The 6639-nt window shown below is 61.7% G+C and carries 8 protein-coding genes; all 8 read left to right on the top strand.

Annotation, left to right across the window (positions count from 1 at the left end):
* A partial coding sequence (locus tag N181_RS24565; protein WP_060563954.1) for a VirB4 family type IV secretion/conjugal transfer ATPase occupies window positions 1–1774 on the top strand: 1774 nt, incomplete at its 5' end.
* Entirely contained in the window at window positions 1774–2472 is a 699-nt protein-coding gene (gene virB5 / locus N181_RS24560; RefSeq protein WP_037434815.1) for a P-type DNA transfer protein VirB5, read from the top strand. The genes N181_RS24565 and virB5, both read left to right, overlap by 1 nt.
* Window positions 2469–2699, top strand: a complete 231-nt coding sequence (locus N181_RS24555) for an EexN family lipoprotein (RefSeq protein WP_037434814.1) — start codon at window positions 2469–2471, stop codon at window positions 2697–2699. Before virB5 ends, N181_RS24555 begins: the two co-directional genes overlap by 4 nt.
* A gap of 3 nt (window positions 2700–2702) precedes the next feature.
* Window positions 2703–3635, top strand: coding sequence for a TrbL/VirB6 family protein (locus tag N181_RS24550; RefSeq protein ID WP_037434812.1), 933 nt, complete (start codon window positions 2703–2705; stop codon window positions 3633–3635).
* A 38-nt stretch (window positions 3636–3673) separates the two neighbouring features.
* The gene (locus N181_RS24545) at window positions 3674–3952 is read left to right on the top strand and encodes a hypothetical protein (RefSeq protein WP_060563955.1); all 279 of its coding nucleotides are present in this window, start codon (window positions 3674–3676) and stop codon (window positions 3950–3952) included.
* A 4-nt stretch (window positions 3953–3956) separates the two neighbouring features.
* Complete coding sequence (locus tag N181_RS24540) at window positions 3957–4628, top strand: VirB8 family type IV secretion system protein (RefSeq protein WP_037434809.1); 672 nt, start codon at window positions 3957–3959, stop codon at window positions 4626–4628.
* Window positions 4628–5482 (top strand): P-type conjugative transfer protein VirB9, encoded by an 855-nt coding sequence (gene virB9 / locus N181_RS24535; RefSeq protein ID WP_037434808.1) that lies wholly within the window; start codon window positions 4628–4630, stop codon window positions 5480–5482. Before N181_RS24540 ends, virB9 begins: the two co-directional genes overlap by 1 nt.
* A 9-nt stretch (window positions 5483–5491) precedes the next feature.
* A complete protein-coding gene (virB10, locus tag N181_RS24530) occupies window positions 5492–6637 on the top strand; it encodes a type IV secretion system protein VirB10 (protein WP_037434806.1) in 1146 nt (381 codons plus the stop codon).
* Window positions 6638–6639 lie beyond the last annotated feature (2 nt).

The following is a 6639-nucleotide window of genomic DNA, read 5'->3' as shown; positions in this document are numbered from 1 at the left end:
AGGGGAGCCGATCCCGCTGACCGAGGGCCGCATCGCGTCGGCGATCTACTCCGACCGGGTCATCATTGGCCGCGAGACGATCGAGATCCGGCACGAAGCGACAAGCCGCTATGCCGGCATGCTGAGCTTCAAGGAGTATCCGACCCGCACCAGGACCGGCATGCTCGACGCCGTGCTCACCAGTCCCTTTGAAGTCATCTTGTCACAATCGTTCTCCTTCGTCTCGAAAACCGACGCCCGCGTCATCATGGGCCGCAAGCAAAACCAGATGGTCAGCAGCGGCGACAAGGCGGCCTCGCAGATCGAGGAGCTCGACGAGGCGATGGACGATCTCGAGTCCAACCGGTTCGTGCTCGGCGAGCATCACCTGACGCTTTCCGTTTTTTCTCCCTCTGTGAAGGAACTGACCGACAATCTCGCCAAGGCACGCGCCAACCTCACGAGTGGCGGCGCAGTCGTTGCGCGCGAGGATCTTGGCCTTGAGGCAGCCTGGTGGGCCCAATTGCCGGGCAACTTCCGCTATCGTGCCCGGTCCGGCGCGATCACGTCCCGGAATTTCGCTGCCTTGTCGCCCTTCCACTCCTATCCGATAGGTGAGATGGACGGCAATGAATGGGGGCCCGCCGTCGCCCTGCTCAAGACGGCGTCTGGATCGCCGTACTATTTCAACTTCCATTACGGCGATCTCGGAAACACGTTCGTCTGCGGACCGTCCGGCGCCGGCAAGACCGTGCTTTTGAACTTCATGCTGTCGCAGCTCGAGAAGCACGATCCGCATGTGGTGTTCTTCGACAAGGACCGGGGAGCCGATCTCTACATACGCGCCGCCGGGGGCACCTATCTGCCGCTGAAGAACGGTAATCCGACCGGCTGCGCCCCCTTGAAGGCCCTCGAACTGAGGCCGGAGAACAAGGTGTTCCTGACACGCTGGGTCGGCAAGCTCGTCGGCTCGGCAACGCGGGAACTGACAGTGACCGAACTTCGCGACATTGCCTCCGCCATTGACGGCCTCGCCGACCTGCCGGTGGAGCGCCGGACGATCGGCGCGCTCAGGACTTTTTTGGACAACACGAACCCGGAAGGGATCGCTGCTCGGCTGCGCCGGTGGGAGAGGGGAGGGCCGCTCGGCTGGGTCTTCGACAATGTGATCGAGGACATCGGCTTTGGCGACTTCGGTTTCGGCGGCACGTTCGTCGGCTACGACATGACCGATTTCCTCGACAACGAGGAGATCCGGACACCGCTGATGGCCTACCTCTTCCATCGCGTCGAGCAGTTGATCGACGGCCGGCGGATCATCATCGTCATCGATGAGTTCTGGAAGGCGCTCCAGGATGATAGTTTTCGGGATCTCGCTCAGAACAAGCTGAAGACGATCCGAAAGCAGAACGGGTTGATGCTCTTTGCGACGCAGAGCCCGCGCGATGCGATCGTCTCGCCGATCGCCCACACCATCATCGAGCAATGCTCGACGCAGATCTTCCTGCCGAATGCCCGCGGCAATCATGCCGACTATGTCGATGGCTTCAAGCTGACGGAGCGCGAGTTCGAGCTGGTCGCGCGCGAGCTTTCCGTCGAGAGTCGCCGGTTCGTGTTGAAGCAGGGACATAACAGTGTCGTCGCCGAGCTGAACCTCAAGGGCTTCGATAACGAACTCGCCATCCTCTCCGGCCGAACCGCCAATATCGAACTTGCCGATGCGATCCGCGCCGAGGTCGGAAACGATGCCAAGGATTGGCTTCCCGTTTTCCAGCAAAAAAGGAGTGAAAGCTGATGGCTCCCTATCGACTTCACGGTGCGGCGATTGCCGCAGCGCTCATCCTTTCCGCCAGCGGCGCGGCAGGGCAGGGGATCCCGGTGATCGACCAGACAGCGATCGCCAAGCACATCGAGACTATCGCTGAGCTCAAGTCGCAACTCGATGCCCTCAATCAGCAGATCGAGCAGGCACAGCAGCTCTACGGTTCGCTCAACAAGCTAACTGACATGGCGGATGTTGCCAGCGTCTTGAACGACCCGACTATTCGCAAAGCTCTACCGGCCGACTTCAACGCCATCGCGGACCTGTTCAAGGGCAACGGCACGGGCGTGCTCAATGACTCGGCCTCGAAGTTCCTTGAAGGAAATTCGACCTATCGGACCAGCGCAGACGATTTTTATGCGCAGGAGCTTTCCCGCATCCAGGCCAAGAACGCCGGCCAGATGAGCCTTGGCCAGCAGATATACGATACCGCGACCAAGCGCATCGACGGCATCGACCAGCTGCGCGAGAAGATATCGACGGCAAGCGATGCCAAGGATATCGCCGACCTTCAGGCACGGCTCCAGGCAGAACAGGCCTTCCTCCAGACCGACGTGTTGCGCATGGAGGGCCTGCGCATGGTGCAGCAGGCGCAGGTTCAGGTCGATGAACAGCGCAGGGCCGAGGACTGGCGCCAGCGCATGGATGCAATGGGAGCGGCGCTGCAATGAGAGTACGGTTGCTTTCTATTTCTCTCCTTCTTCTGGCCGCCTGCTCGAAGGACGCAGAACGAGTCTATACCGTCGATGAACTGATGACCGACAAAGCGCTGCTTGCCGACGTGGTCGGCCAATGCCGCAGCAACCCGGGTGAGCTAGGCAATACGCCGAAATGCCGAAACGCTGCGGCCGCAGATTTCAGGGCCCGTCTCGAAAGGATGGGAAAGGTTGGAGGATGAGGGATGTATCAGGTCTTCGCCTTCGTCGACGGGCAGTTCAAGGCGCCGCTGGAGAACTTTATCTCCACTGGCACCTCGAACATTTCCGAGTGGGTTTCGGGCCCTCTGACGGCGGCGGTCACCCTCTATATCGTGCTCTACGGCTATCTCGTTCTGCGCGGCTCGGTCCAGGAACCGATCCTCGACTTCGCCTATCGGGCAATCAAGCTCGCCATCATCGTGATGCTGGTGAAGAACGCCGGCGAATACGAGACCTACGTCACCAACATCTTCTTCGACGCGCTCCCGCGCGAGATCGCCCAGGCGCTGAACACGGGCACGGCGACGAGCGCATCGACCTTCGACAGTCTTTTGGACAAGGGACAGCATTGCGCCAAGGAGATCTGGGCGCGCGCCTCTTGGCCTATCGACATCGTCAGCGGCGCCAGCGGGATGCTCGTCATCTTCGCAAGCTTCATCGTCGCGGCGATCGGCTACATCGTCTCGCTCTACGCCCGGCTGGCGCTCGCCATCGTGCTGGCCATCGGGCCGATTTTCGTGGCGCTCGCAATGTTTCGGTCGACGCGGCGCTTCACCGAGGCGTGGATCGGCCAGCTTGTGAACTTCGTGATCCTTCAGGTGCTCGTCGTCGCGGTGGGCTCCCTGCTGATTACCTGCATCGATACGACCTTCACGGCGATCGAGGGATACAGCGATGTGCTGATGCGACCGACCGCGCTCTGCGCCATCTGCCTCGCTGCACTCTACGTCTTCTATCAGCTACCCAACATCGCTTCGGCGCTCGCCGCGGGGGGCGCGTCGCTCACCTACGGTTACGGTGCTGCGCGCGATGCCCATGAAAGCGCGTTCGCCTCGGCGGCATTACATACTGCCCGTGCCGCGGGCCGCGGGTTCCGCGCCGTCGGACGGACCTTCACCTCGAAAGGCGCCAGCTGATGATGCCTTCGCACGAACAAGAAAAAGGCTCTCCAGGAATGATCAGAACATTTCCGCTGCTTTGCATGGCGGCCGTTGTGAGCGGCTGCGCATCGCTGAGTACCTATCCGCTCCCGAAATGCGATGGCTATTCGCGCCGCGCTCTCAATCGCCCGATGTGGCAGTGGGAAGACAATAGCAGCCTCAAACAGAAGGATTCGGATGCGCGGCCGGTAACGTCGTCGGGCATGGCAGCCGCCTATGCCGAAGAGGGGAAGGAGCCGCCACGCGTTGCCCATCTCGACGTCGACGCGTCCTATCGTCCTTGCGAGGGGTAGCGCCATGGTCTCAGGGGGCGAACTCAAGTCATACTTCGAGAAGGCGCGGCGCTTCGATCAGGACCGCATGATCCAGATCGAGCGCTCGGCACGCATCGCCTGGTCCATTGCCATCGTCGCCGGCATCCTTGCCGGCGCTTCGATCTTCGCCGTCGCCGGCCTGACACCGCTGAAGACGGTGGAACCCTTTGTCGTGCGCGTTGACAATTCGACGGGCATCGTCGATGTCGTCTCGGCGTTGACGTCCACAGCCGGCACCTACGACGAGGCCGTGACCAAATACTTTGCCGCGAAATACGTGCGCGCCCGGGAAGGTTACGTCTGGAGCGAGTCGGAGGAGAACTTCCGCACGGTCGCCCTGCTGTCGACCCAGCCGGAGCAGGCCAGGTTCTCGGCCCTCTATCGCGGCAGCAATCCGGACTCGCCGCAGAACACCTATGGACGCAACGCCACGGCGCGCATCAGCATCGCCTCGATCTCCTTGATCAATCCGAGTGTCGTATCCGTCCGCTATATGCGCACGATGACGCGCGGGGAGGAAATCCGAACGACCCATTGGGTCGCAACGCTCACCTTCGCTTACGTGAACGCGCCGATGTCGTCGACAGATCGGCTTGTAAACCCGCTCGGTTTTGCGGTCAGCGAATACCGGGCCGATCCGGAGGCGATTAATTGATGCGTACCGCAGCGATCTTCGCTCTTCTTCTTGCCGCCTCGGCGTTTTCGGCCCTTGCCCTCGAAATCCCACGCGGGGCATCGCAGGATAGCCGTGTGCGCTTCGTCGACTACCAGCCCTACAACGTCACCCGGATCATCGGCTCTCTGCGGTCCTCGGTGCAGGTGGAATTCGCTGCCGACGAGGAGATCGCCCACGTCGCTCTCGGCAACAGCGTCGCCTGGGAAGTGGCGCCGGCTGGAAACATCCTGTTCCTGAAACCGCGGGAAAATCAGCCGGTCACCAACATCTCCGTCGTAACCACTCGGCGCGACGGCTCCACCCGAAGCTACCAGATGGAGCTGACAATCCGGGATGGAAAGGTGGAAGTTGGCCAGAACAGCTACTTTTACGTCAAGTATCGGTATCCGGCCGACGAGGCCGAACGCCGGCGCCAAGTCGCAGCTGCGCGCGCGATCGCGGGTCAGGCGAAGGAGGCCGACAACTTGCTGGCCATTCATGAGGCCTACGGGCCGCGGAACTGGCGCTATTCGGCGCAAGGTGCGCAGGCGCTAGAACCGCAATCGGTATACGACAATGGCAAGGTCACGACGTTCGCCTTCGTCGGCAATCAGGAAATGCCGGCCATCTATATCGAGAACTCGGATGGCAGCGAGAGCCTGGTGCCCAAGTCCGTCGACGGCAACCTGGTTCTGGTCCACGCGATCAGCCGGAAGTTCATCCTGCGGAGCGGTGGGGACGTGCTCTGCGTCTTCAATGAGGCCTATGACCGGATCGGCGTCAACCCTGGCACCAACACGACTTCACCGTCGGTCGAGCGCGTCGTCCGGACCGATGCCGGCGCGGCGCAGTAGGAGGCTGTCATGGTCCAGGAAGACGAAAGCCGGATTCCGGGCGAGCGGGGCGAAACTACCACGGGGAGGAGGATCGAAAACAATCCCGTTTTGAAGCGCGGCGCGGTTGCGCTTGCCGTTGTTGCTTTTGTCGCCTTCGCTCTGTGGTCGATGAGCGGCGAGAGGAAGCAACAGGAAAATGCCCAGCCGGAGCGGGTGGTCATCCGCCAGGCAACGAACTTCGAGCCCGCCAAGGAAAAGGTGGAGCCAGTGAAGGCCGAGCCGCAAGTGAAACTGCCGACCCCTGTCGTCGCAGAAGAGGCGAAGGAGGAAGATCCGCTGCTCGACTCGGCGCGGCGGGCGCCCGTCATGGCCTATAGCGGCGGGCAGGAAAACACGACCTCGCGCCGTGACACCGAAAATCCTGCCGCTTCGGCGGACAGCAATTTCCTGCCGTTTGATGGCAACACGATGGGCCAGAATACGGCCAATGCCGACGAACAGCGGTTCAACGGGTTGCTACGGCCGACTAGGCTCCAGGGCTCGCGCGCCGGCACGCTCGGCAATCGGAACTTCATCGTTGCGATCGGAACCTCGATACCTTGTGTCCTGGAAACGGCGCTAGCGTCTGATCAGCCCGGTTTCACAAGCTGCGTGATCAACCGGGATGTCCTCTCGGACAATGGGCGGGTTGTGCTGATGGAGAAAGGTACTCAGGTCGTCGGCGAATATCGCGGCGGTCTCCAGCGAGGACAGAAGCGCCTCTACGTTCTGTGGAACCGCGCGAAGACCCCGAGCGGTGTCATCGTCACATTGGCCTCCCCGGCGACGGATGCGCTTGGCCGGGCCGGCGTGGACGGCTATATCGACACCCACTGGTGGGAGCGGTTCGGAAGTGCGCTTCTCCTTTCCATCGTGGGCGACGCCACGAATTATGCCGGCAGCCGCCTGCAGGATAGCGACGTCGAGGCGCGGAATACGACAAGCGCCGGCCAGCAGGCGGCCGCGATCGCGGTCGAACAGTCGATCAACATTCCACCCACGCTCAACAAGCACCAGGGTGAACTCGTCTCGATTTTCGTGGCGCGTGACCTCGATTTCTCCGGTGTCTATGGGCTCCGGGTTACGGAACCGAGGCATCGCGTTCTTGACCGCGCTGTGCTCGTGACGAAGTAGGG

This window comes from Sinorhizobium fredii USDA 205, from assembly GCF_001461695.1.
In the GTDB taxonomy this organism is placed as follows: domain Bacteria; phylum Pseudomonadota; class Alphaproteobacteria; order Rhizobiales; family Rhizobiaceae; genus Sinorhizobium; species Sinorhizobium fredii.
Note: the sequence above shows the minus strand (reverse complement) of the source record. Positions and strands in the feature narration are given on the sequence as shown.